The 25143-nt window shown below is 64.9% G+C and carries 18 protein-coding genes and 2 pseudogenes; 15 read left to right on the forward strand and 5 right to left on the reverse strand.

The window, feature by feature from the left end; all coding sequences use genetic code 11:
* The first annotated feature begins 21 nt into the window (after positions 1–21).
* The 12 genes and pseudogenes from ACVIN2_RS30435 to recN all read left to right on the forward strand — a co-directional run bounded on the left by ACVIN2_RS30435 (position 22) and on the right by recN (position 15302).
* Complete coding sequence (locus ACVIN2_RS30435; protein WP_456768415.1) at positions 22–573, forward strand: hypothetical protein; 552 nt, start codon at positions 22–24, stop codon at positions 571–573.
* A 58-nt stretch (positions 574–631) separates the two neighbouring features.
* Complete coding sequence (gene ftsW, locus ACVIN2_RS30440; RefSeq protein ID WP_456768416.1) at positions 632–1783, forward strand: putative lipid II flippase FtsW; 1152 nt, start codon at positions 632–634, stop codon at positions 1781–1783.
* 165 nt (positions 1784–1948) lie between these two features.
* On the forward strand, positions 1949–3049 hold the full coding sequence (murG, locus tag ACVIN2_RS30445; protein WP_456768417.1) for an undecaprenyldiphospho-muramoylpentapeptide beta-N-acetylglucosaminyltransferase: 1101 nt from the start codon (positions 1949–1951) through the stop codon (positions 3047–3049).
* A 137-nt stretch (positions 3050–3186) separates the two neighbouring features.
* Complete coding sequence (gene murC, locus ACVIN2_RS30450; protein ID WP_456768418.1) at positions 3187–4590, forward strand: UDP-N-acetylmuramate--L-alanine ligase; 1404 nt, start codon at positions 3187–3189, stop codon at positions 4588–4590.
* A 4-nt stretch (positions 4591–4594) separates the two neighbouring features.
* Positions 4595–5515, forward strand: a complete 921-nt coding sequence (gene murB / locus ACVIN2_RS30455; protein ID WP_456768419.1) for a UDP-N-acetylmuramate dehydrogenase — start codon at positions 4595–4597, stop codon at positions 5513–5515.
* 22 nt (positions 5516–5537) lie between these two features.
* Entirely contained in the window at positions 5538–6524 is a 987-nt protein-coding gene (locus ACVIN2_RS30460; protein ID WP_456768420.1) for a D-alanine--D-alanine ligase family protein, read from the forward strand.
* Positions 6525–6874: 350 nt separating this feature from the next.
* Positions 6875–7903 (forward strand): cell division protein FtsQ/DivIB, encoded by a 1029-nt coding sequence (locus ACVIN2_RS30465; RefSeq protein ID WP_456768421.1) that lies wholly within the window; start codon positions 6875–6877, stop codon positions 7901–7903.
* Positions 7900–9222, forward strand: coding sequence for a cell division protein FtsA (ftsA, locus tag ACVIN2_RS30470; protein WP_007613530.1), 1323 nt, complete (start codon positions 7900–7902; stop codon positions 9220–9222). Before ACVIN2_RS30465 ends, ftsA begins: the two co-directional genes overlap by 4 nt.
* Before the next feature lie 87 nt (positions 9223–9309).
* Positions 9310–11107 (forward strand): annotated as a pseudogene (ftsZ, locus tag ACVIN2_RS30475) (cell division protein FtsZ).
* Between the two features lie 361 nt (positions 11108–11468).
* Positions 11469–12431, forward strand: a complete 963-nt coding sequence (gene lpxC, locus ACVIN2_RS30480; RefSeq protein WP_456768422.1) for a UDP-3-O-acyl-N-acetylglucosamine deacetylase — start codon at positions 11469–11471, stop codon at positions 12429–12431.
* 293 nt (positions 12432–12724) lie between these two features.
* Positions 12725–13615, forward strand: a complete 891-nt coding sequence (locus ACVIN2_RS30485) for an outer membrane protein assembly factor BamD (protein ID WP_456768423.1) — start codon at positions 12725–12727, stop codon at positions 13613–13615.
* Between the two features lie 13 nt (positions 13616–13628).
* The gene (gene recN, locus ACVIN2_RS30490) at positions 13629–15302 is read left to right on the forward strand and encodes a DNA repair protein RecN (protein ID WP_456768424.1); all 1674 of its coding nucleotides are present in this window, start codon (positions 13629–13631) and stop codon (positions 15300–15302) included.
* A gap of 90 nt (positions 15303–15392) precedes the next feature.
* Here recN and ACVIN2_RS30495 read toward each other — a convergent pair whose 3' ends face one another.
* Positions 15393–15680, reverse strand: a complete 288-nt coding sequence (locus ACVIN2_RS30495; protein WP_007613521.1) for a GIY-YIG nuclease family protein — start codon at positions 15678–15680, stop codon at positions 15393–15395.
* Positions 15681–15800: 120 nt separating this feature from the next.
* Between ACVIN2_RS30495 and ligA the strand changes: the two genes are divergently transcribed.
* Positions 15801–17954 (forward strand): NAD-dependent DNA ligase LigA, encoded by a 2154-nt coding sequence (gene ligA, locus ACVIN2_RS30500; protein ID WP_456768425.1) that lies wholly within the window; start codon positions 15801–15803, stop codon positions 17952–17954.
* A gap of 175 nt (positions 17955–18129) precedes the next feature.
* Here the strand turns inward: ligA and ACVIN2_RS30505 are convergent.
* Positions 18130–19405: pseudogene (locus tag ACVIN2_RS30505) on the reverse strand (multidrug effflux MFS transporter).
* 324 nt (positions 19406–19729) lie between these two features.
* A complete protein-coding gene (locus ACVIN2_RS30510) occupies positions 19730–21559 on the reverse strand; it encodes an aminopeptidase P family protein (protein ID WP_456768426.1) in 1830 nt (609 codons plus the stop codon).
* Between the two features lie 188 nt (positions 21560–21747).
* Here ACVIN2_RS30510 and ACVIN2_RS30515 point away from each other — a divergent pair, with 188 nt between their 5' ends.
* Positions 21748–21927: a hypothetical protein gene (locus ACVIN2_RS30515; protein WP_027519609.1), complete on the forward strand. Its 180-nt coding sequence runs from the start codon at positions 21748–21750 to the stop codon at positions 21925–21927.
* A 24-nt stretch (positions 21928–21951) separates the two neighbouring features.
* Here ACVIN2_RS30515 and ACVIN2_RS30520 read toward each other — a convergent pair whose 3' ends face one another.
* Positions 21952–22839 (reverse strand): 50S ribosomal protein L11 methyltransferase, encoded by an 888-nt coding sequence (locus ACVIN2_RS30520; protein WP_456768427.1) that lies wholly within the window; start codon positions 22837–22839, stop codon positions 21952–21954.
* 163 nt (positions 22840–23002) lie between these two features.
* Between ACVIN2_RS30520 and ACVIN2_RS30525 the strand changes: the two genes are divergently transcribed.
* Positions 23003–23158, forward strand: coding sequence for a Flp family type IVb pilin (locus tag ACVIN2_RS30525; protein WP_456769831.1), 156 nt, complete (start codon positions 23003–23005; stop codon positions 23156–23158).
* Between the two features lie 278 nt (positions 23159–23436).
* On the opposite strand, the gene ACVIN2_RS30530 is transcribed toward ACVIN2_RS30525, so the two are convergent.
* A complete protein-coding gene (locus ACVIN2_RS30530; RefSeq protein ID WP_456769832.1) occupies positions 23437–25047 on the reverse strand; it encodes a phytoene desaturase family protein in 1611 nt (536 codons plus the stop codon).
* Positions 25048–25143: the final 96 nt, after the last annotated feature.

Here is a 25143-nt window from a genome sequence, read left to right on the forward strand (position 1 = left end):
AAGAGAGAGCGGGAGCTTGCGTTGGCTGAGCGGATTGCGCGGTTCCAGGAAGAGCAGGCACCAATTGTTGTCGAACTTCAGGCGGCGGGCATTAGCGTTAAATTTCTCTCAGACCTCGTTATGAGGTCTGCCCCATATCCCGCCGCCATTCCGGTACTTCTGAAACATCTTGTGTTGCCTTACTCAGATCCAACGCGGGAGACATTGGCCAGAATCCTTGCCGTTCCTGATGCGCGCGGCGCTTGGCTAATTCTTGTTGCGGAATACCGCAAAGCTGCTTCCAGTTATGAGAACGGCACTCGCCCTGGCGGCGCAAAGGCCGGCTTGGCAGTCGCGTTGGCGGCAACAGCAACCGACGGCACAATTGATGAACTGATCGCCCTTGCCAAAGACAGGTCACACGGTCCGAGCCGCCTGTTGTTATTGACAGCTCTGAGGAAATCCGAGAGCGCAGCGGCGAAACAAGCGATCGAGGAATTGTCCACGGATCACGACTTGGAAAAGGAAATTGCTTCCTGGCGAAAGCCTAGAGGGCGTCGCTCCACAACTCCGAAAAGTTATCTCTCGCCTTAACCTCCCGGTAACCAACCTCGGCGACCAATGGACCGACCTCTGTCCGAAAGCGGCCGCCATGCTCTCCCGTGAAGAACGCACCCCCTTTTCCGAGTGGTGGTGGACCGTCGACAAGCCGCTGATGGGCGCCATCCTCGCGCTGATGCTGACCGGCGTGATCTTGTCGCTGGCGGCGAGCCCGCCGGTTGCGACCCGCATCGGGCTCGATCCCTTCCATTTCTTCAGCCGCCACGTGATGTTCCTGGCGCCGTCCGGCCTGGTGCTGCTCGGGGTGTCCTTTCTGTCGCCGCGGGCAATCCGTCGCTCGGCGCTGATCATCTTCGCCGCCAGCATCGTCCTGATCGTGCTGACGCTCGCGATCGGTCCTGAGGTGAAGGGCTCGCGGCGCTGGATCACGCTGATCGGCGTCAACATCCAGGCCTCCGAAATCGCAAAGCCGTCGTTCGTCGTCATCGCCGCCTGGCTGTTCGCCGAATCCACCAAGCGACCGGAGATGCCGGCGACCTCGATGGCGCTCGCGCTGCTGTTGATGCTGGTCTCGCTTCTCGTCATGGAGCCGGATTTCGGCCAGACCATGCTGATCCTGATGGTGTGGGGCTCGCTGTTCTTCATCGCGGGCATGCGGATGATCTGGGTGTTCGGGCTCGCCGGCCTCGGCGCCGCCGGACTGTTCAGCGCCTACCTTTTTGTTCCGCACGTCGCCGGTCGCATCAAGCGCTTCATGAATCCGGCTTCGGGCGACACTTTCCAGGTCGATACCGCCATGGAGGCCTTCTACAACGGCGGCTGGTTCGGGCTCGGACCGGGCGAGGGCATCGCCAAGCGCAGCCTGCCGGACAGCCACACCGACTTCGTGTTCGCGGTTGCCGCCGAAGAGTTCGGCATCATCCTGTGCCTCGCGATGCTGGCATTGTTTGCTTTCGTCGTCATCCGCACGCTGTCGCGCGCCTATGCCAACGAGGACATGTTTTCGCGCTTTGCGGCCTCGGGTCTTGCGATCCTGTTCGGCGTGCAGGCCGCCATCAACATGTCGGTCAATCTCCAGCTCATCCCCGCCAAGGGCATGACGCTGCCCTTCATCTCCTATGGCGGCTCCTCGATCGTGTCGCTGGCCTATGGTGTCGGCATGATGCTGGCGCTGACGCGGCTGCGCCCGCGCACCGAAGTCGAGGCGAGCGGCCACGCCGAGGCGATGCGCAGCTACGCGTAACCCTCACCCTGAGGAGCCGCGCTACGCGCGGCGTCTCGAAGGGCGAGGCCACCGGCCGGGCCTGCATCCTTCGAGACGCGCGAAGATGCGCTCCTCAGGATGAGGATCAGGCCGTCTGGCCGGCCGGCTCGCAATGACGGGAAAGTCCCTGTAAAACTCCTCACCATGGACACCTCCCCCCTGATTCTTCTCGCCGCGGGCGGCACCGGCGGCCATCTGTTTCCGGCCGAGGCGCTCGGCGTCGAGCTGATCCGGCGCGGATTCCGCGTCCGCCTCGTTACGGACGAGCGCGCGCTGCGCTACAGCGGCCTGTTCACCAAGGACATGATCGACGTCGTCTCGAGCGAGACTGCGCGTGGACGCAATCCGCTGCAGCTGGCCTATGCCGGCCTGACGCTCGCGGCCGGCACGTTGTCCGCCTACAGCCTGATCAAGCGATTGAAGCCGGTCGCCGTCGTCGGCTTCGGCGGCTATCCGACGCTGCCGCCGCTGGTCGCGGCAAAATTCGCGGGCGTGCCCGGCATCATCCATGACGCCAATGCCGTGCTCGGCCGCGCCAACAGGTTCCTGTCGAGCCGCGTCCGCGCCATTGCGACGTCGTTGCCCGGCGTGCTCGACCGCGATCCGGCGCTATCGGGCAAGACCACGACGGTCGGCACGCCGATGCGTCCGGCGATCCTCGCCGCAGCTGCCGTGCCATATGTTGCGCCTGAAGTGAACGGCCCGCTGCGCCTGCTCGTCGTCGGCGGCAGCCAGGGCGCGCGCATCATGGCCGACATCGTGCCGGGCGCGATCGAGCGCCTCGAGCCCGCGCTGTGGAGCCGGCTCGTCCTTACCCAGCAGGTGCGCGACGAGGACATGGCGCGCGTGCGTGCGGTCTACGACAGGCTGAAGATCAAGGCCGAACTCGCGCCATTTTTCACCGATCTGCCGGCGCGGCTGGCCTCCAACCATCTGGTGGTGTCGCGCTCAGGCGCCGGCACCGTGGCCGAGCTCGCCGCGATCGGGCGGCCCTCGATCCTGGTGCCGCTGCCGGGTGCGATCGACCAGGACCAATTCGCCAATGCCGGCGTGCTGGCCAAGGTCGACGGTGCGATCCGCATTCCGCAAACCGAGTTTTCCTCCGATCGCCTCGCCGCTGAGATTTCCGCCTTCGCCGCCGAGCCCGCGCGTCTTGCCGCCATGGCGCAGGCCGCCCGTGGCGCCGGCCGGCTCGACGCAGCGGAGCGGCTGGCCGATCTGGTGGCCAAAATCGCGGGAATCTGACGCGAAATCAGCCGGAATTCCTACTTTTGCCGTCATGGCCGGGCTTGTCCCGGCCATCCACGTCTTGCAAGAAGTGGTAAGGATTCGTGGATGCCCGGGACAAGCCCGGGCATGACGAGGGAACTGCGGGATACGCCATGAGACTGCCGCGCGAGATCGGACCCATCCACTTCGTCGGGATCGGCGGGATCGGCATGAGCGGTATCGCCGAGGTGCTGCTCAATCTCGGCTATTCCGTGCAGGGCTCGGACGCCTCCGACAATTACAATCTCGACCGTCTGCGCAAGAACGGCGCGAAGGTCTCGGTCGGCCACAAGGCGGAGAACGTTGACGGCGCCGACGTCGTCGTGGTCTCCACCGCGATCAAGCGCGACAATCCGGAACTGACGGCGGCGCGCGAACGGCGCATCCCCGTGGTGCGCCGCGCCGAGATGCTGGCCGAGCTGATGCGGCTGAAGAGCTGCGTCGCCATCGCCGGCACCCACGGCAAGACCACCACGACCACGATGGTCGCTACGCTGCTCGATGCCGGCGGCCTCGATCCCACCGTGATCAACGGGGGCATCATCAACGCCTATGGCTCGAATGCGCGTCTCGGTGCAGGCGACTGGATGGTGGTCGAAGCCGACGAGAGCGACGGCACGTTCCTGAAGCTGCCGACCGAGGTCGCGATCGTCACCAATGTCGATCCCGAGCATCTCGACCACTTCAAGACCTTCGAAGCCGTGCAGGACGCGTTCCGAAACTTCGTCGAGAACCTGCCGTTCTATGGCTTCGCCGTGATGTGCATCGACCATCCCGTGGTGCAGACCCTCGTCGGCAAGATCGAGGATCGGCGCATCATCACCTATGGCGAGAATCCGCAGGCCGATGTGCGCTTCGTCGACCTCACGCCGATGGGCGGCGGATCGAAGTTCAAGGTTGCGTTCCGCGATCGCAAGACGGGCGCCGTGCACGAGATCTCCGATCTCATGCTGCCGATGCCGGGACGCCACAATGCCTCCAACGCGACGGCCGCGATTGCGGTCGCGCGCGAGCTCGGCGTGTCGGACGAGGCGATCCGCAAGGCGATCGCGGGCTTCGGCGGCGTCAAGCGCCGCTTCACCAAGACCGGCGAGTGGAACGGCGTCACCGTCATCGACGATTACGGCCATCATCCGGTCGAGATCGCAGCGGTGCTGAAGGCGGCGCGGGAATCCACCAACGGCAAGATCGTCGCCGTCGTGCAGCCGCATCGCTATACCCGCCTGCAGTCGCTGTTCGAGGAATTCTGCACCTGTTTCAACGACGCCGATGCGGTGATCGTCGCCGAGGTCTATGCCGCAGGCGAGACGCCGATCGAGGGTATCGATCGCGACCATTTCGCCGCAGGCCTGCGCGCCCACGGCCACCGCGAGGTGATCCCGCTGCCGGCGGCGTCCGATCTCGCCGGCATCGTCAAGGGCGTGGCGAAGTCGGGCGATCTCGTCGTGTGCCTTGGCGCCGGCAACATCACGCAATGGGCGTATGCCTTGCCCGGCGAGTTGAAGGCGCTGGGGTAGGGCAGTGGGCTTCCCCGACATCACACCCGAGCTCAAAGCCGCGATGCCCGATCTTCGCGGCCGGCTGCTGGCGAACCAGTCGCTGGCCGAGCTCACCTGGTTTCGCGTCGGGGGTCCCGCACAGGTGCTGTTCACGCCGGCGGACGAGGACGATCTGTCTTATTTCCTCGCGCATCTCGCAAGCGACATTCCCGTCTATGTCGTCGGCGTCGGCTCCAACCTGATCGTGCGCGACGGCGGCATGGCAGGCGTGGTGGTTCGTCTGGCGCCGCGCGCCTTCGGCGAGGCGAGCGCGAGTGGTGATACCGTCACCGCGGGCGCGGCCGCGCTCGACAAGCGCGTGGCAGAAGTCGCCGCGTCGGCCAATATCGGCGGGCTCGAATTCTACTTCGGCATTCCCGGCACGATCGGTGGCGCGCTGCGCATGAATGCGGGCGCCAATGGCGGCGAGACCAGGGACGTGTTGATCGAGGCGCGAGGCGTCGGGCGCGACGGCGCGAAGCACGTCTTCTCCAATGCCGACATGAAGTTCGTCTACCGCAACAGCGGCGTCGATCCCTCCATCATCTTCACCTCCGCGCGTTTCCGCGGCGAGATCAGCGATGCCGACGCGATCCGCGCGCGCATGGCGGAAGTGCAAACCCATCGCGAAACCGCGCAGCCGATCCGCGAAAAGACCGGCGGCTCGACCTTCAAGAATCCGCCCGGCTATTCCGCCTGGAAGCTGGTCGACGCCGCCGGCTGCCGCGGCCTGCGCGTCGGGGACGCCGAGGTGTCCGAAATGCACTGCAATTTCCTGATCAACACGGGCAATGCGACCGCGCACGACATCGAGACGCTGGGCGAGACCGTGCGTGAACGGGTGAAGGCAAATTCCGGAATTGAGCTACACTGGGAAATCAAGCGGATCGGAATTCCCGGCTAATTTGGACAGGCGACAAGAGAACATGCGCATCACCATCCTCTTCGGCGGCTCCAACCGCGAACGTCTGGTTTCGGTCGCCTCAGCCCAGGCGCTGCATCAGGCGCTGCCCGAGGCCGATCTCTGGTGGTGGGACGTCGAGGACAAGGTGCATGTCGTGCAGTCGAAGCAACTGCTCGAACATGCCCGTCCGTTCGAGGACGAGTTCAAGCCGGGCACGTCAGGCATTCCGCTGGAGCAGGCGCTCGACCAGGCCAGGGCGGAGGATCGCGTGCTGGTGCTCGGCCTGCACGGCGGGCGCGCCGAGAACGGCGAATTGCAGGTGATGTGCGAGGCGCGCGGCGTGCCTTTCACCGGATCCGGCTCGGCCTCCTCGCATCTCGCGTTCGACAAGTTCGCGGCCAAGCATTTCGCCGCGCTCGGCGGCGTGTCGCCGCCGGCCAACATTGCGCTGGACCAGATCGATGAGGCCTTCGCCGAATACGGCCGGCTGATCGCAAAGCCCGCCAGGGATGGTTCGAGCTACGGCCTGATCTTCGTCAACGCCAAGCAGGATCTCGTCGCCGTCCGCAATGCCGCCAAGCACGAAGAGTACGTGATCGAGCCCTACATCGCCGGCGTCGAGGCGACCTGCGGCGTGCTGGAGCGGCCGGACGGCACGATCATGTCGCTGCCGCCGATCGAGATCATTCCGGGCGAGGGCAGTTTCGACTACGCGGCGAAATATCTTTTGAAGTCGACCCAGGAGATCTGTCCAGGCCGCTTCACGGCGGAGATCTCCGCCGCACTGAAGCAGCAGGCGATGCTGGCGCACCGGGCGATGTCCTGTACCGGCTATTCCCGTTCGGATTTCATCGTCTCGGACAAGGGGCTGGTCTATCTCGAAACCAACACGCTGCCCGGGCTGACCAAGTCCTCGCTCTACCCCAAGGCGCTGAAGGCCGAGGGCATCGCGTTCGTCGACTTCCTGCGCGGCCTGGTCGAGCTCGCTGTGGCCGGTGTGCGAAAATAATTAGGACTGGTTAACGGCCGAACCGGCGAAACGGCCGGTTTTGGAACCCAAAACCGGTAAAATGCCGGATATCGCGGCATAAATGCCTCACTGGTCTGGGCAAAACGCTCACGTCGTTAACGAACTTTACCTTTTGTTTACCAGGACGTCCGAAGGTTAACGCTGGCGGCGCATATGACGCTTTGGCTGCCGGCGCGTGGACCGTTGCGGGTGTTGTCACCCCTAGCGAACGCTCTGAAGGGGAGAGGTTTTCTTCTGCTGAAGACCAGCACCCGGCCCGGCAAGTCCGAGACGTCATGTTCGCCAGGACCCGCGCGATGTCGCGGGCAAACTGTTGACGAGCTCGTGCAATGGATGGAGCAGGAAGCCTCACTCGGTCGCTTTTCAGATCGCTGAGGCCCCAAGCTGACCTGAAGGCGGCCGCTATCGGAGCGGTCGTGCTTCTGCGCGAGTGGGTGCAGGACAAGCGTCTGGAACGAGTTCACGGCGCGCGTGCTGCGGCCAAGGAAAAGACCAGGGCCAAAGCCATCATCGAGCGCGAGCCGCCGCCGCGCTTGGTCGCGCTGGTCGAGCGCTATCTGCCGCGCCGGGTCGGGATCAGCATGACGGTGCTGCTCCTGATCGGAAGCTGCGGCTTCGGTATCGTCAAGGGCGGCCATCTCCAGGATTTCATCACGGCGGTCAACGACACCCGCAACGCGCTGGCCAATTCGGCCGGCTTCCGCATCACCTCCGTCGTGATCAACGGCCGCAAGCAGCTCAGCCAGGACGAGATCCTCGCGATCGGCGGCGTCAGCGGCCGATCCTCGTTGCTGTTCCTCGACGCCGATGCGGTGCGCGACAAGCTCAAGGCCAATCCCTGGATCGCGGATGCGACCGTGCTGAAGCTCTATCCGGGCCAGCTCATGATCGAGCTCACCGAGCGCAAGGCGTTCGCGCTGTGGCAGGAGGCTGGCCGGCTCTCGGTCATCGCCGACGACGGCGCCGTGCTCGAACCCTATGTCTCGCGCCGCTTCCTGTCGCTGCCGCTCGTGGTCGGCAAGGGCGCCGATACGCAGGCCCGCGATTTCCTCGCTTTGCTGGCGCGCTATCCGCAGGTCAACTCCATCACCAAGGCCGCGATCTTCGTCGGTGAGCGGCGCTGGAACCTCAGGCTCAAGGACGGCCTCGACATCCGCCTGCCCGAGCAGGACGTCGGCAACGCGCTTGCGATGCTGTCCAGGCTGGACAAGGAGGACAGGCTGTTCTCCCGCGACATCGTCGCGGTCGACCTGCGCCTGCCCGATCGGCTCGTGGTGCAGCTGTCCGAGGACGCCGCCAAGGCGCGCGACGATTTGTTCAAGGACAAGAAGAAGAAAAAGGCCGGGGACGCTGCATGACCGGTCTTGATCGTACCCAGACACCGAAGACACGCCCGATGCCGCACAAGCGCGGCGGCCTCGTCGCCTGCCTCGACATCGGCACCAGCAAGATTGCCTGCATGATCGCGCGGCTGAAGCCGTCGGCGCCGAGCGAAGCCCTGCGCGACCGGACCCATGCGGTGGAGCTGATCGGCTACAGCCAGATCCAGTCGCGCGGCATGAAGGCCGGCGCCGTGATCGATCTCGGCGAATGCGAGCAGGCGGTACGACAGGCCGTCGGGCTTGCGGAGAAAATGGCCAAGGTGCGGGTCGAGTCCGTGCTGCTGTCGGTCTCCGGCGGCCGGCTCTCCGGTCAGCTGGTCGAAGCTGCCGCCGACATCCGGGGCGGCGCGGTGACGCCGGCCGATGTCAGCCGCGTCACCTCCACCGGCATGCGCCACGCCACCGGCGAAGGCCGCACCGTGCTGCACGCGCTGCCGGTCGGCTACACGCTTGACGGCGTCAAAGGCATCCGCGACCCGCGCGGCATGGTTGCGCATCAGTTCGGCATCGACATGAACGTCGTCACCTGCGACGCCACCGTGGCGCGGAACCTGATGCTGGCGGTCGAACGCTGCCACATCAACGTCGAAGCCATGGCGGCAAGCCCCTATGTGGCCGGCCTTTCGGTGCTGACCGACGACGAGGCGGACCTCGGCGCCGCCGTGGTCGAAATGGGGGCGGGCACCACCACGATCGCGGTCTTTTCCGGCGGCCGCTTCGTACATGCCGCGGGTTTTGCGGTCGGCGGGCAACACATCACGATGGATCTGGCGCGCGGACTCTCCGCGACCATTGCCGATGCCGAGCGAATCAAGACGTTATATGGGACCGTCATCACCGGCGGATCGGACTCGCGTGAGCTGATGTCTGTACCGACAGCCGGTGACGAGCAGGATCTGCCGCAGATCGTCTCCCGCGCTACCATCGCCAACATCGTCAAGCATCGTGCCGAGGAAGTCTTCGAAATGGTTCGGGACAAGCTGAAGGATTCGCCCTTCGCCTCGGAGCCCAACGGCCGTGTCGTGCTCTCGGGCGGGGCCTCGCAGCTCACCGGTCTCGTTGAGCTCGGAACGCAGATTCTCGGCCGGCCCGTGCGGGTCGGACGTCCGCTCGGTTTCGGCCGGCTGCCCAACGAGGCGAAGAACGCCGCCTTCGCGGTGCCGGCCGGACTGCTCGTCTACCCGCAATATGTTCACCACGAACATGTCGAACCGCGGCATACGCGGCAGCAGGTCAGGACGGGGACCGGCGGGTATTTCGGAAAGGTCGGACGATGGCTACGCGAGGGCTTCTGATGACTCCTTCCCGCAATATTCGATTTTCACCAACTCCCGCGGCCGCCGGCCGGGGCGAACCCACGCGCGCGTGATCGAGAGGCAAACATGACCATCAGCATCAATGTTCCTGATATTCACGAACTGAAGCCCCGCATCACCGTGTTCGGCGTCGGCGGCGCCGGTGGTAACGCCGTCAACAACATGATCACGGCGGGGCCTCCAGGGCGTCGATTTCGTGGTCGCCAACACCGACGCGCAGGCGCTGACGATGTCGAAGGCGCAGCGCATCGTGCAGATGGGCACGGCCGCCACGCAAGGGTTGGGCGCAGGTTCGCAGCCGGTCGTCGGCGCGGCCGCGGCCGAAGAAGTGATGGACGAACTCCGCGACCATCTCTCGGGCGCCAACATGGTGTTCGTCACCGCCGGCATGGGCGGCGGCACCGGCACCGGTGCGGCTCCCGTGATCGCCAAGATCGCGCGCGAGATGGGCATCCTCACCGTCGGCGTCGTGACCAAGCCCTTCCACTTCGAGGGCGGTCGCCGCATGCGCACCGCGGAAGCCGGCATCAACGAACTGCACAAGGTCGTCGATACGCTACTCATCATCCCGAACCAGAACCTGTTCCGGGTCGCCAACGAGAAGACCACCTTCGCCGACGCCTTCGCGATGGCCGACCAGGTGCTCTATTCGGGCGTTGCCTGCATCACCGACCTGATGGTCAAGGAAGGCCTGATCAACCTCGACTTCGCCGACGTGAGAGCGGTGATGAAGGAAATGGGCAAGGCGATGATGGGCACGGGCGAAGCCTCCGGCGACAAGCGCGCGCTGACCGCCGCTGAAGCCGCGATCGCCAACCCGCTGATCGACGACAGTTCGATGAAGGGCGCCAAGGGCCTGCTGATCTCGATCACGGGCGGCAAGGATCTCACTTTGTTCGAAGTCGACGAAGCCGCGACCCGCATCCGAGAGGAAGTCGACCAGGACGCCAACATCATCGTCGGCGCCACCTTCGACGAGGCGCTCGACGGCCTGATCCGCGTCTCGGTCGTTGCCACCGGCATCGAGCAGGCCGCGATCGCTCGTAACACCCAGGCCACCAGTGCGCCGGTTGCGAACCCGGCACCGCAGGCCCAGCAGGCTCCGGCCGCGGCTGCCGAGAGCCGTCTTGCCGATCTGACCGCACGGTTGCGCGCCGACAATCAGCGCATGGCCGAGCGCGCGCAGAAGTTCGAAGCACCGAGCCCGGCCGCCGGATCGGGCCAGTTTGCTGCCGCTCCCGCGGCTCCGCGTCCGAACGTCGAGCGCGCTGCGCTTGCCGCCATCGCCGCCGCCGTTGCGGACGTTCCGCAGGCTCCCGCGCCGATGCAGACCTATGGCGACGTCACCGTGCGGCCGATCGCGCAGAAGCCCACGCTGTTCCCGGAGCCCGAGCAGGCGCCGATGGCCATGCATGAGCCGATGACGCCGGAAACCTTCATCCCGCCGCAGGCCGAGCGTGCGCCGGTCCGCACACCGCGGATGCCGCGTATCGAGGAACTTCCGATGCCCGCCCAGGCCGAGCTTCGTCAGGCCCGCGGCGAGCTCGAGGAGGAGACCCCGCAGAAGACCCGGCTGTCGCTGCTGCAGCGCCTCGCCAATGTCGGCCTCGGCCGTCGTGACGAGGAGAGCGAGGCGCCGATCGCGGCCCGCACCGCCGGTCCCGCGATGCCGCCGCTGCCCGATCGCCGCCCCCAGAAGACCGTGGCGCAGCAAATCGCGTCCACCGAGCCGGTGTCCGAGTATGCTCGTCGTCCCGCGCCGCAGGGCCTGGACATGCACGGCCGTCCTGCGCCTGTTGCCCCGGCGCCACAGGGAGACGACCATCTTGATATCCCGGCCTTCCTGCGGCGGCAGGCGACCTGAGGATTGTTACAATAAGGCAGACGAAAAAAGGTCCCGGCGGGAAGCTTGCCGGGACCTTTTCTTTTGCCCCGTGCATATCCGGATTGCGTAGCCAAGCAACTGATTTTAAATAATTAATTACGTATTCGATGGTTCAGTAAAACTACCGAAAACGGTCCCAAACTCCGGTCCAATTTGGTTAAGCCTTGGCGCGAATACGGCGGGTTTGGGGTAACAATCGGTAAAAAAGCGTGAGTTGGCGCTGTTTGAGGCAGTGACTATGGTTTGCCGTGACTTGGGGATACGGATTCGGAAGCGAGCGGTCTCAGCCGCTCAGTCGGGTCCAGTATAAGTCGCGGTGGTCGTAGTGGGGCGGTTCCTGATGAAATTTAGCCGGCAAACAACGCTTCGTGCGCAAGCCAGTGTGGCAGGCGTCGGCGTTCATTCCGGTCTTCCCGTCACGCTCACGCTTGGACCCGCGCCTGTCGATGCGGGCTTTGTTTTTATCCGCACCGGGCTCGAGGGAAGTGACCGCGAAGTTCAGGCCACCGCCGAGCAGGTGATCGCGACCAATTTCGCCACCGTCCTCGGAGATCGCAACGGCCCGCTGGTTTCCACCGCCGAGCATGTGCTTGCTGCGCTGCGGGGCATGGGCGTCGACAACGCCATCATCGAGATCGACGGGCCGGAAGTGCCGATCATGGACGGCAGCGCGGCAGCCTTCGTTGCAGCGATCGACCAGGCCGGCATCGTGACCCAGCCGGCACAGCGCCGCTTCATCCAGGTTTTGAAGCCGATCTCGGTCAAGATCGGCGACTCCTTCGGCGAGATCAGGCCCTATGCCGACGGGTTCCGCGCCGAGGTCGAGATCGATTTCACCAATCCTGTCATCGGCCAGCAGAGCTATGCCTTCGACCTCAACCCGGAGCGTTTCCGCCGCGAAGTCGGCCGGGCCCGGACTTTCGGCCTGATGTGCGACGTCGCACGGCTCTGGAGCGCGGGCTATGCGCTCGGCGCCTCGTTCGACAACACCGTGGTGTTCGACGAGGAGCGGCTGCTCAACACCGAAGGCCTGCGCTACGCCGACGAATGCGCCCGGCACAAGGTGCTGGACGTGATTGGCGACCTCGCGCTGGCCGGTCTGCCGCTGCTCGGTGCCTACCGCTCGGTACGTGGCGGCCACAAGCTCAACCACGCCGTCCTGACCGCGCTGCTCGCCGACCGCACCGCCTGGCGGGTGGTCGAGGGCGAGGCAGCCCGCCGCACCACGCGTCCGGTGGCCGAAACCGGTCGCGGCATCGTGGGTGGCCGGATCGCCGCGGTCTACGGGCCAGACGTTTCCTAAAAGAGAGACGTTTCCTGAAGCGAGACATTCCCGAAGAGACGGGCCTGAAGAGACCCGTTGCCATGGGCGTTTGGCGGCGGCTTTCCCCGGGAAACTCCTGGTAACGATGATCGGTTAGGATTGCGGCGCGTTCGCCTTAATCCGGGCGGAATGCGTGCCTATCCGGTTGGTTGAAGATCGTTTTTCGGTTACACCGGCGTGGTCGCACGGCAGGCGCCACGGCACTATTTCGCGCCCAGGACGGGGTTCATGGGCTGGCGGACACCGCACCACAGGGCGTCAGGGCAATATTCATGTCGGCACAGCGTATGACGCGCGGATACTTCTCGGCCTTGTCTGGGATTCGTGGGCTGCTTCACGCCGCCGCCTTCATCACGCTCGCGCTGCCGCTGGCCGGCTGCGGCACCGGCGCGCTTTGGGACAAGTTCACCGCCAAGGACGATACCTTCGTCGAGGAGCCCGCCGACAAGATCTACAATGAGGGCCTGTACCTCATGAACGAGAAGAAGGACATGAAGGCGGCGAACAAGAAGTTCGAAGAGGTTGACCGCCAGCATCCTTATTCCGACTGGGCTCGCAAATCGTTGCTGATGTCGGCCTACGCGTCCTACCAGGGCGGCGACTACGACAGCTGCATCGGCGCGGCCACCCGCTACGTCACGCTGCATCCCGGCAGCCCGGATGCGGCCTACGCGCAATATCTGATCGCCGCCTCGCATTACGACCAGATTCCCGACATCAGCCGCGACCAGACCCGCACCGAGAAGGCGATCGCCTCGCTAGAAGAGGTGGTGCGCAAATATCCGACCTCCGAATATGCGACCTCGGCCAAGGCCAAGATCGAAGGTGCGCGCGACCAGCTCGCCGGCAAGGAAATGAACGTCGGCCGCTATTACGCGCAGAAGCGCGACTACACGGCGGCGATCAACCGCTACAAGGCCGTGGTGACGCAGTACCAGACCACCCGCCATGTCGAAGAGGCGCTGTACCGCCTGACCGAGGCCTATATGGCGATCGGGATCGTCGGCGAGGCTCAGACGGCCGCCGCCGTGCTCGGGCATAATTTTCCTGACAGTCGCTGGTACAAGGACGCCTATAATCTTGTAAAATCGGGCGGTCTCGAACCGAGCGAGAATCAGGGGTCCTGGATTAGCAAGACCTTCAAGAAAATGGGTCTCGGCTAGGAAATAGAGTTCCATGCTGGCGCGTCTGTCGATCCGTGACATCGTCCTGATCGAACGGCTCGATATCGAATTCGCACCGGGCCTCGCGGTTTTGACCGGCGAGACCGGTGCGGGCAAATCCATCCTGCTCGATGCCTTTGCGTTGGCGCTCGGCGGCCGCGGCGATGCCGGCCTCGTGCGCCATGGCGCGGAGCAGGGGCAGGTTACTGCCGTATTCGATATCCCAAAAAACCATCCCGCGGCCAAGATCCTCGCGGAGAACGGGCTGGAGGATACCGGCGAGATGATTCTCCGCCGGGTCCAGCTCGCCGACGGCCGCACCCGCGCCTTCATCAACGACCAGGCGATCAGCGTGCAGACGCTGAAGGCGGTCGGGGCTGCCCTGGTCGAGATCCACGGCCAGCACGACGAGCGCGCGCTGGTCGATGCCGCCACCCACCGCCGCCTGCTCGACGCCTTCGCCGGTCTCGAAAAGGACGTCTCGGTGGTCGAGGCGCTCTGGGACGCCCGCCGCACCGCCAACACCGCGCTGGAGGAGCATCGCGCCGGCATGGAGCGCGCCGCGCGCGAAGCCGATTACCTTCGCCACGCCTCCGACGAATTGAAGCAGCTCGCGCCTAAAGACGGCGAGGAGACCTCGCTGGCTTCGAGGCGCACGACCATGATGCAGGGCGAGAAGATCGCCTCCGACCTGCGCGAGGCGCAGGAGGCGGTCGGCGGCCACCATTCGCCGGTCGCCTCGCTGTCGGCGGCCGTGCGGCGGCTGGAGCGTCGCGGCGTCAACGCGCCGGCGCTGGTCGAGCCCGCGGTGAGGGCGATCGACATCGCGATCAACGCGCTGGAGGAAGCCGACCAGCATCTGCAGGCGGCGCTTGCCGCGACCGATTTCGATCCCTCGGAGCTCGAACGCATCGAGGAGCGGCTGTTCGCACTTCGTGCAGCCTCGCGCAAATATTCGACGCCGGTCGACGGGCTCGCCGCACTTGCTGCCAGATATGCTGCCGACGTCGTCCTGATCGATGCCGGCGCCTCCCGGCTGACGAAGCTGGAGCAGGCCGCGATCGAGGCCGATGCGCGCTATGCGGCGGCCGCCAAGAAGCTGTCGATGGCGCGGCAGAAATCGGCGGAGAAGCTCAACAAGGCGGTCAATGCCGAGCTCGCGCCGCTCAAGCTCGAACGCGCCAAGTTCATGACCCAGGTCCAGACCGACGAGGCAGCTCCAGGCCCGCAAGGCTTCGACCGCGTCGAGTTCTGGGTGCAGACCAACCCGGGCACCAAGCCGGGGCCGATGATGAAGGTCGCCTCCGGTGGCGAGCTGTCGCGTTTCCTGCTGGCGCTGAAGGTCGTGCTGTCCGACCGCGGCTCGGCGCCGACCCTGGTGTTCGACGAGATCGACACCGGCGTCGGCGGCGCGGTCGCGGACGCGATCGGCGGACGGCTGGCGCGGCTCGCCGGCAAGGTCCAGGTGATGGCCGTCACCCACGCCCCGCAGGTCGCCGCCCGTGCCGACCAGCATCTGCTGATCTCCAAGGACGCGCTGGACAAGGGCAAGCGCGTCGCCACCCGAGTCAATGCGCTCGCCGCCGACCACCGCCGCGAGGAGATCGCGCGGATGCTCGCCGGCGCCGAGATCACGGCCGAGGCGAGGGCTGCCGCGGACCGTCTGCTCAAGGCGGCGACGGCTTGATTTCCACCGTCATTCCGGGGCGCACGAAGTGCGAACCCGGAATCTCGAGATTCCGGGTCTGGTCCTTCGGACCATCCCGGAATGACTCTTTCAATTGCAGATCGACTCGTAACGATCATCCCAATTCGGATTGTCTTTCTCGATCAGTTGAATCTTCCATGCGCGCTTCCACTTCTTCAGCTCTTTTTCGCGCGTTATCGCCGAGACTGGGTCATCATAAGTCTCGAACCAAACCAGCCGCGTGATGTTGTATTTCGCCGTGAAGCCCGGAACGGCTTTGATTTGATGCTCATAGACGCGCCGTATGAGGTCGTTGGTGACGCCCACATAGATTGCTCCGTCGCGCCGGCTTGCTAGGATATAGACGTAATACGCCATGACTCCCGAGCCTTTCTCAACTGTCATTCCGGAGTGTACGAAGAGCGAGCCTGGAATCTTGAGGTTCCGGGTCTGGTCCTTCGGACCATCCCGGAACGACGAAGCACAACCATAAGTATAATGGCCAGAGCAGCAAAATCCAAATCAGCACCGCTTCGCGACGTCGCCGACCTCACCAAGGCGCAGGCCAAGGTCGAGCACATGCGGCTCGCGCTCGAGATCGAGGGGCACAACGAGCGCTACTACCAGGACGACGCGCCCACCGTCACCGATGCCGCGTATGACGCGCTGCGCCAGCGCTTCAACGCGATCGAGAAGCGCTTTCCGGAATTCGTCAGCGCGGACTCGCCGTCGCAGAAAGTCGGTGCTGCGCCATCAGGCCGCTTCAAGAAGGTGCGGCATGCCGTCCCCATGCTGTCGCTCGACAACGCCTTTGCGGAAGAGAATCTGCGCGACTTCGTCGGCCGCATCGTGCGCTTCCTGAAGCTCGACGACGACAGAATCGATTTCTCGGCCGAGCCGAAGATCGACGGCCTCTCGATGTCGCTGCGCTATGAGGGCGGTGAGCTCGTCACGGCCGCGACGCGCGGTGACGGCGCGGTCGGCGAGGACGTCACCGCCAATATCCGCACGCTCGAAGACGTGCCGCAAAAGCTGAAGGGCCGCAACGTCCCAGACATCTGCGAGGTGCGCGGCGAGGTCTACATGACCAAGAAGGCGTTCCTGGCGCTCAACGAGCGGCAGAAGGCCGAAGGCAGCACCATCTTCGCCAATCCGCGCAACTCGGCCGCGGGTTCGCTCCGGCAGAAGGATCCGACCATCACCGCCTCGCGACCCCTCGGCTTCTTCGCCTATGCCTGGGGCGAGATGAGCGCGATGCCGGAGGGCACGCAGAGCGGCATGATCCATTGGTTCGAGCGCTGCGGCTTCAAGACCAACCCGCTGACCAAGCTCTGTCACTCTGTCGAGGAACTGCTGGCGTTTCATCGTGCGATCGAGGAACAGCGTGCAAAGCTCGACTACGACATCGACGGCGTCGTCTACAAGGTCGACCGCATCGACTGGCAGGAACGGCTCGGCTTCGTCTCGCGCACGCCGCGCTGGGGCATTGCCCACAAATTTCCCGCCGAGCGCGCCACGACAGTGTTGCGCGATATCGAGATCCAGGTCGGCCGTACCGGCTCGTTCACGCCGGTGGGCAAGCTCGAACCGGTCGGCGTCGGCGGCGTGATCGTGCAGAACGTCACGCTGCACAACGAGGACTACATCAAGGGCATCGGCAACAAGGGCGAGGTACTGCGCGAGGGCCGCGACATCAGGATCGGCGACACCGTCGTGATCCAGCGCGCCGGCGACGTCATCCCGCAGGTGGTCGACGTCGTCCTCGACATGCGGCCGAAGGCTGCCAAGGAGTTCGAATTTCCGAAGAAGTGCCCGTGCCCCCTGCATACTGACGTCGTGCGAGGAGAGACGGCCGCTGGCGAAGAGGAAGCACGCGCCCGTTGTACCGGCGAGTTCGCCTGCCCCTATCAGAAGATCGAGCATCTGAAGCTGTTCGTGTCGCGCCGTGCGTTCGACATCGACGGCCTCGGCGAGAAGCAGCTCCAGTATTTCTTCGACGAGGGCTTTGTGAAGGAGCCAGCCGATATCTTCACGCTGGAAAAGCGCAATTCGAAACTCAAGCTCGAGGACATCGAGGGTTACGGCGCAACCTCGGTGCGCAATTTGTTCGGCGCGATCGAGAGCCGTCGGAAGATTACACTGGAGCGCTTTATCTATGCGCTCGGCATGCGCCATATCGGCGAGACCACGGCGCTGGCGCTGGCCCGCGGCTACGGCTCCTGGGAGGCCTTTCATGATGCCAGCCTCAAGGTCGCCAAGGGCGACGAGGAGGCGATGGCCGAGATGGATGCGCTCGACCAGATCGGCGAGACCGTGATCAAGAGCATCGCCGATTATTTCGGCGAGAGCCACAATCGCGGCATCGTCGAGCGGCTGACCAGGGAGGTCGAGATCATCGACGCCGAGAAGCCGAAGAGCAACTCCGCCGTCGCCGGCAAGACCGTGGTGTTCACGGGCTCGCTGGAGAAGATGACGCGCGACGAGGCCAAGGCCACCGCTGAGCGGCTAGGCGCAAAAGTGTCCGGATCGGTGTCCAAGAAAACCGATTTCGTCGTCGCCGGCCCCGGCGCGGGCTCGAAGCTCGCGGAAGCCACTAAGCATGGCGTCACGGTGCTGACGGAGGACGAGTGGTTGGCGCTGATCGGGGAGTGACTCTTCCCTTCTCCCCTTGTGGGAGAAGGTGGCGCGTAGCGCCGGATGAGGGGTTCTATCCTCGAGTTCAAGCTTTGAGAGGGGACCCGTGCGGAGAGAGACCCCTCATCCGGCGCGCTACGCGCGCCACCTTCTCCCACAAGGGGAGAAGGAAGAAGGCCTCACCGGGCAAGCCTCACATCATCCCGCTCTCTTCCTCTTCCGCCTGCCCGATCAGCGTCTCGCTCACCATGACCTCGCGGCGCGGGACGACGAAGATCATCGTGCAGGCGCACAGCAGCGAGATCGCCAGCACTGCGGCGGTGAGCGGCAGCGTGGTCGCGGAATGGCCGCCGAGATAGGCGCCGAATTGCGACATCAGCGCGCCGATGCCCTGCTGGAGGAAGCCCATCGCACCTGACGCGGTGCCGGCGGCCTCGGGACGGATGCTGATGGCGCCAGCGGCGGAGTTCGCCATCACGAAGGGCATTGCCGACCATCACGATCATCTGCGTGCCGAACAGCCAGGCGGGTGCCTCGTTCCAGCCGGTGAAACTCCACAGCAGGTTCAACAGGCTGCCGCAAAGCTGGAGCGCGAGGCCGAACCAGATCAACTTCTCCAACGAGTGCCTGGGCGCGAAGCGCACGCAGAGCAGATTGCCGACGAGATAGGCAAAACCCGTCGTCGCGAACCACGCGCCGTATTCGGCGCTGGTCCTGCCCATCTGCGTCACCACGATATAGGGGCCGCCGCCGGCGAAGGTGAAGATGATCTGCGACGCCAGCACCTGGCACATCACATAGCCGACGAAGGCGCGGTCGCGGATCAGGATGCCGACATCGCCGCGAAAACCGCTGCCGGCGGCGCGGTCTCGGCGCGTCTCGGGCAGCGCGAATGCGATGCCGACGGCGACGATGATCGCGGCGACGGTGATGGCGTAGAAGATCGCGCGCCAGCCGAATGCAGTCTCGATCAGGCCGCCGGTGAGTGGGGAGACCATCTGCCCGATCATCAGCGCCGCGACGACGAGGCTGATCATCGAGGCGACGCGATCCCGCTGGTAGATGTCGCGAATGATGGCGCGGCTCACCACCATGCCGGCGGCGCCGCCCAGCGCCTGGAAGAAGCGCGCGGCGATCAGCTGCGGCAGGGTTTCCGCGAAGATGCACGCGACGCTGGCGACCACCATCAGCGCCAGGCCTCCAAGCAGCACCGGGCGCCGCCCGAAACGGTCCGAGAGCGGGCCCATGATGAGTTGTGACAGCGCGATGCCGACCATGTAGAGCGACACCGTCATCTGCGCGACCGAGATGTCGCTGCCAAATGTCGTCGCCAGCACCGGCAGCGCCGGAACCAGCATGTAGAGCGAAATCGGCGCGATGCCGGTCATGACGACGAGCAGCAGCAACACCACGCGCGAGGTCGCGATGTTCTTCGCCGTGTCCGACGGTTTGCTGATCATGCCGTGCATGCGTGTCCGTCTCGCAGAAATTCGAATCTGACTGTAGCGCGCCCGCGCAAGACGCATATCGGCGTTTCGGAATGCGGCTATACGGATTCCGGGACGGTTATGATGAGGGCGCCATGGCGCCGATTGGCCGCGTTGCTCGCGTCAAAAACTCGGTGTCATCGCCCGGCTTGACCGGGCGATCCAGTACGCCGCGGCATCTCCGCATACGTTTGCTGTCTCTGGAATACTGGATTCCCCGCCTTCGCGGGGAATGACAGCGGGGGGTGGAAATGAGCCTTGCGCAAATCGCGTGGCGCTATGCGTCGAGCCCTTGAAATGGCGAACTTACGCCTTCAACTCCGCCGTGGCCTGGTCCAGCCAGGCCTTCGTCGTCTCGTCCAGGGCCGGCCGCACCTCGGCCCTGACGCGCGCGTGGTAGGCGTTGAGCCAGTCGAGTTCGTCCTTGCTGAGCATGCCGAGATCGATCAGCCGGCGGTCGATCGGTGCCAGCGTCAGCGTCTCGAACGCGTTCATCGATTTTTCCGCGCCCTTAATGTCGGCAGCGACCACCAGTTCGAGGTTCTCGATGCGGATGCCGAAACCGTCGGTCTTGTAGTAGCCGGGCTCGTTGGACAGGATCATGCCGCGCTTCAGCGGCGTGGTGCCGAGCTTCGAAATCCGCGCCGGTCCTTCGTGCACCGAGAGATAGCTGCCGACGCCGTGGCCGGTGCCATGCTCGAAATCGACGCCGGCGGCCCAGAGATATTGCCGTGCCAGTGTGTCGAGTTGCGCGCCGGTGGCGCCGTCGGGAAAGATCGCCCGCGCGATCGCGATGTGGCCGCGCAGCACACGCGTGAAGCGGTCGCGCATCTCGTCGGTCGGCTCGCCCACGGCCATGGTGCGGGTGACGTCGGTGGTGCCGTCTTCGTATTGTGCACCTGAATCGATCAACAGCAGATCGCCAGGCACGATCCGCCGGTTGCTCTTGCGGGTGACGCGGTAGTGCACGATGGCGCCATTCGGGCCGGTGCCCGAGATGGTCGGGAACGACACGTCCTTGAGTGCGCCGGTGTCGCGGCGGAACGTCTCCAGCGCCTCGACCGCGTCGATCTCGGTGAGCTTGCCGCTTGCCGCCTCGCGATCGATGAAGGCGAGGAAGCGCGCCAGCGCCACCGCGTCGCGCCGGTGCGCCGTTTGCGTGCCCTTGATCTCGGTCGTGTTCTTGACCGCCTTGAGCAGCGCGATCGGATCGCTGCCGCGCACCGGCTTGCCGCCGGCGCCCGTGATCAGCCGGCTGAGGGCGTCGGCCGCGGTCGCATTGTCGAGCGCGATCGATCCACCGCTCTTGGCGAGCGCCATCAGCGTCGGCGCCATCGCATCGGGCTCGCGCACGTCGGCGGACTGCTCGAGATGGTCGCGGGTCAGATTGGAGAGCTTGCGGTGGTCGATGAAGATGGTGGGACGACCGTCCTTCGGCACCAGCGCATAGGACAGCGGCAGCGGCGTATGCGCGACGTCGGCGCCGCGGATGTTGAAGGTCCAGGCCACGGCATGACTGTCGGACAGCACCAACGCATCGACGCCGAGCTTGCCGATCTCGCTCCTGATCTGCGTCAGCTTCTCGGCTTCAGTTACGCCGGCATGTTGCATCCCGTGCACCGTGACCGGTGCAATCGGCGGCTGTGGCCGGTCTTGCCAGATCGCATCGACCGGATTGCTGTCGACGGCGACCAGCTCGGCACCGGCCTTGGTGCAGGCGGCGGACAAACGCTCGGCTGCCGCAAAAGTGTGCAGCCACGGATCAAATCCTAGGCGGTCGCCGGCCTTCAGGTGTGCCGATATCCAGCTTTCCGGCGGGGGATCGATCAGAGATTCCACGGCCCAGGCCCTTGCATCGACCTGCTTGGCCGCCTGGATCGTGTAGCGGCCATCGACGAAGACCGCGGCCTCGTGCGTCAGCACCACCGCCAGTCCCGCCGAGCCGGTAAAACCGGTCAGCCAGGCCAGACGCTCTTCCGAGGGCGGCACATACTCATTCTGCTGCTGATCGGCGCGTGGAATCACGAAACCGGTCAGCTTGCGACGGGCGAGTTCTTCACGGAGCGCGGCCAGCCGCGCCGTCAATGCGACGCCAGCCTCGGGCTCCTCGAATGTCTGGAAGTGCGCTTCGAACATGGTGGATCACTTTAGGATCATGCGGATCAGTCCGCAATGTAGACGCATTTGAGGTCGTATCTGGCATGGACTGTGCTTGAACAAGTTCCATTCGAATTGAGTGGAGTACAGGATGCGGCAGTTGCGCTTCGTCCAGATAACAGGGAAATTCGAGCAAGTTGTTCATCTCAACGACGAGGGGACACTCGATGCCAGCGTTCACGTTTGAGAAGATTACGCCGCCGGTGCGCCGCGCCCCGGCTGCGGCAACACCGAAGAAACCGCGCGGCCTCATCAACCAGATGATCGACCGTTTCGCCGAACGCCGCGCGAGGCGCGCCTCGCAGGCCGAGCGCGCGATGCGCCCGGACGAGAAGGCCGCAAAGTAGCGGCATCTACGGCAGCACCCGTACTCACCCCATCTTCCGCAGCAACAGGCTGCTCCACCCCTCGATCCGCAAGTGCTTCAGAGGCACGAGTCCGCGCGCGCGGTATGCGGCGATCACGGCGGGGACCTGGGGCGTCAACAGGCCGGAGAGGATGACGCGCCCTCCGGTCGCGAGGTGCCGCGTCAACGGGCCCGCCAATTGCCGTAACGGATTGGCCAGGATGTTGGCCAGCACCAGGTCGAACGGGCCGCTTCTGCCAAAATCAGCCGCCGCGAATCCGGTGGCGCGGATCACTCGCACATGGTGACCGACCTCGTTCAACAAGGCGTTCTCGGCTGCCACCTTGACCGAGGCCGGGTCGATGTCGGAGGCCAGCACCGCGCGATGCAGCGCCTTTGCCGCCGCTATCCCCAGCACGCCGGTCCCGGTGCCGAGGTCGAGCACGCGGCCGGGCCGGGTGCTTTTCAGGACATGGTCAAGCAGGAGTAAACAGCCGCGCGTGGTGCCGTGATGGCCGGTGCCGAAGGCGAGAGCCGCCTCGATCTCGATGGCGAGCTTGTTTGGCGCCACGCGGTCGCGGTCATGGCTGCCGTGGACGACGAAGCGCCCGGCCGGCACCGGGACGAGATCTTCCAGGCTCGACTTGACCCAGTCCCTGGCTTCGACGGTGTCGAAGGCGAGCGTGTCCGCGATCTCATTTCCTGCTGATGTTGCAACGAGTTCGCGCAGCCATTCCCGGTCCGGCGCCTTCGCGAAATGCAGCGCGACGTCCCACTGTCCGTTCGGTTGCTCGAAGGCGACGACGGCCGCATCCTCCTCGAAGAACATTTCGGTGAGGATGTCGACAATGCGCCTGGCGGCGATCTCGCTGCCGATCGAAAAACTGGCGCGATGGGTGGGGGAAGGCTGCATTCTTAGGGTTCCGTCCGGTTCAATTTTTGGAACTTTTGTTCCCGATTTTTCTCATAACTTGCATCTAAGAGATTAACCCGACCGCAGGTTGTACCCCGTACATTTCCGGGTGTTGGGCAACCCACACAGCTTGAAATAGAATAGGAGGCGAAACTTGAAGCGCATGATTTTGAAGTTCTGGACCGACGATTCAGGTGCAACCGCAATCGAATACGGTCTGATCGCAGCCGGCATCGCGCTGGCGATCATCACCGTGGTGAACGGCCTCGGTACCACGATGAACGAGAAGTTCACCTCGATTAGCACCTCCTTGAAGTAATTTCCGCCTTCCATCTCCCGGCGGGGCCATTTCTCCATACGACTGCTTTCGAGCCGCGCCCGTCGGGGGGAATTGCCCCCCGGCGGGCGGAAGTCGTTTTGGGATTGGCTTTCACAGAATGCCCACAGGCTTTCCGGTGGTTTTTCCGGACTTTGTCCACGGATTATTCCGCCGCACATCCCCGGATTTTCCGCCGACTCGTACCAGGCTTGAAGGGGCGTTACCCACCGCTCTTTCACAGCTCTGCCAACAGCCTTGTCCACAGCCCATCCACGGGCTTATCCACGGCTTCCGAACAGGCTGCGGTGATCCCTCAAAATCGCCTGCGCGGCGTTGTGGCCGGGCGCGCCCGTGACGCCGCCGCCGGGATGGGCGCCGGAGCCGCAATGATAGAGGCCCTTCACGGGCCCGCGATAATCGGCGTGGCCCAGCATCGGCCGGGCCGAGAACAGCTGGTTCAGCGTTAGCGCGCCGTGGAAGATGTCGCCGCCGAGCAGGCCGAATTGCCGTTCGAGATCGAGCGGTGACAGGATCTGGCGGCCGAGCACGCTGGTCGCAAAACCCGGCGCGTATTTGTCCACCGTCGCGATCATGAGATCGGCGACCTCGTCGCGGTGGTCGTCCCACGACTTTCCATCGGGAAGCTCCGGCGCGACGTGCTGGCAGAACAGGCTCGCGACATGGTGTCCTGCGGGCGCGAGCGTGTCGTCGAGCGTCGATGGGATCAGCATTTCCACGACAGGCTCTCGGCTCCAGCCGTGCGCCCGGGCATCGAGGAAGGCGCGGTCCATGTAGCCGAGATCAGGGGCCAGGATAATGCCGGAGGTGAGATGATCGCCGTCGCCTGGCAGCGCCGTGAAGGAGGGCAGGCGATCCAGCGCCACGTTCATGCGGAAGGTGCCGGAGCCGTTTTTCCAGTGCCGGATGCGATCGAGGAAGGCTTGGGGAAGCGCATCGGCGGCGACCAGCCGCGTATAGAGCAGCTTCGGATTGACGTTGGCCGCTACATATTTCGCGCGGATGGTCGTGCCGTTCTCCAGCGCCACGCCGACCGCGCGGTCGCGCTCGACGATGACCTCGCGCACGCCCGCATCGGTGTCGATCACAACGCCGCGGTCGCGTGCGGCGCGCGCCATGGCCTGGGTGATCGCGCCCATGCCGCCGATGGCGTGACCCCAGACGCCCTTCTTGCCGTTCACCTCGCCGAAGGCGTGATGCAGCATCACATAGGCCGAGCCCGCGGCGTAGGGGCTGGCATAATTGCCGACGATGGCATCGAAGCCGAACAGCGCCTTGACCAGATCATGCTCGAAACGTTCGTCCAGCATCTCGCCGGCCGAGCGGGTGAAGAGATCGAGCAGGCTGCGGCTCTGCTCCAGCGACAGCCCGCGCAGGATATTGGCGCTCTGGAATGCGTTCACGGCCTCGCGGATCGAGGCCGTGCCGAAACCATCGAGCAGGTTTGGCGGCGCGCGCAGCACGAATTGCCGGAGCACGTCGGCGATATCTTCCAGCTCGCGCGAAAACCCGTCGAGCGCGTTTGCGTCATGCGCGCTCAGCCGTGCGACGGATGCCTGCGTCCGCCCCTCGCCGGTGAGGAGATAGCTGCCGTCGGGAGCGGGCAGAAAATTCTGCGCGCGCCGTTCGACGATCCGCAGGCCCTGTTCGGCCAGCTTCAAGTCGCGGACCACTTGCGGATTGAGCAGGCTCACGGTGTAGGCCGCGACCGAATTGCGGAAGCCCGGATGAAACTCCTCCGTGACCGCGGCCCCGCCGACCACCATGCGGCGCTCGACCACGCGCACGCGCAAGCCGGCCATCGCGAGATAGGCCGCGCAGGTGAGGCCGTTATGGCCAGCGCCGATGATGATGACGTCGGTTTCGATCATGAAGGGTGCAAGCTGTTCCACGGTCATTCCGGGACGGTCTGAGCGACCCGGTTCGGAATGACATCTGTATATGAAGCATTCCCCGCTGCAACATCA

The organism is Bradyrhizobium sp. USDA 3650, from assembly GCF_054057395.1.

Coding starts and splice junctions, on each gene's coding strand:
- ftsA (WP_007613530.1), top strand. CDS start 7,900: ATGACCGGTCTTGATCGTACCCAGACACCGAAGACACGCCCGATGCCG.
- ACVIN2_RS30530 (WP_456769832.1), bottom strand. CDS start 25,047: ATGATCGAAACCGACGTCATCATCATCGGCGCTGGCCATAACGGCCTC.
- ACVIN2_RS30465 (WP_456768421.1), top strand. CDS start 6,875: ATGGATGGAGCAGGAAGCCTCACTCGGTCGCTTTTCAGATCGCTGAGG.
- ACVIN2_RS30525 (WP_456769831.1), top strand. CDS start 23,003: ATGATTTTGAAGTTCTGGACCGACGATTCAGGTGCAACCGCAATCGAA.
- recN (WP_456768424.1), top strand. CDS start 13,629: ATGCTGGCGCGTCTGTCGATCCGTGACATCGTCCTGATCGAACGGCTC.
- ACVIN2_RS30515 (WP_027519609.1), top strand. CDS start 21,748: ATGCCAGCGTTCACGTTTGAGAAGATTACGCCGCCGGTGCGCCGCGCC.
- murG (WP_456768417.1), top strand. CDS start 1,949: ATGGACACCTCCCCCCTGATTCTTCTCGCCGCGGGCGGCACCGGCGGC.
- ACVIN2_RS30495 (WP_007613521.1), bottom strand. CDS start 15,680: ATGGCGTATTACGTCTATATCCTAGCAAGCCGGCGCGACGGAGCAATC.
- ACVIN2_RS30460 (WP_456768420.1), top strand. CDS start 5,538: ATGCGCATCACCATCCTCTTCGGCGGCTCCAACCGCGAACGTCTGGTT.
- ftsW (WP_456768416.1), top strand. CDS start 632: ATGCTCTCCCGTGAAGAACGCACCCCCTTTTCCGAGTGGTGGTGGACC.
- ACVIN2_RS30485 (WP_456768423.1), top strand. CDS start 12,725: ATGTCGGCACAGCGTATGACGCGCGGATACTTCTCGGCCTTGTCTGGG.
- ACVIN2_RS30520 (WP_456768427.1), bottom strand. CDS start 22,839: ATGCAGCCTTCCCCCACCCATCGCGCCAGTTTTTCGATCGGCAGCGAG.
- murC (WP_456768418.1), top strand. CDS start 3,187: ATGAGACTGCCGCGCGAGATCGGACCCATCCACTTCGTCGGGATCGGC.
- lpxC (WP_456768422.1), top strand. CDS start 11,469: ATGAAATTTAGCCGGCAAACAACGCTTCGTGCGCAAGCCAGTGTGGCA.
- ligA (WP_456768425.1), top strand. CDS start 15,801: ATGGCCAGAGCAGCAAAATCCAAATCAGCACCGCTTCGCGACGTCGCC.
- ACVIN2_RS30510 (WP_456768426.1), bottom strand. CDS start 21,559: ATGTTCGAAGCGCACTTCCAGACATTCGAGGAGCCCGAGGCTGGCGTC.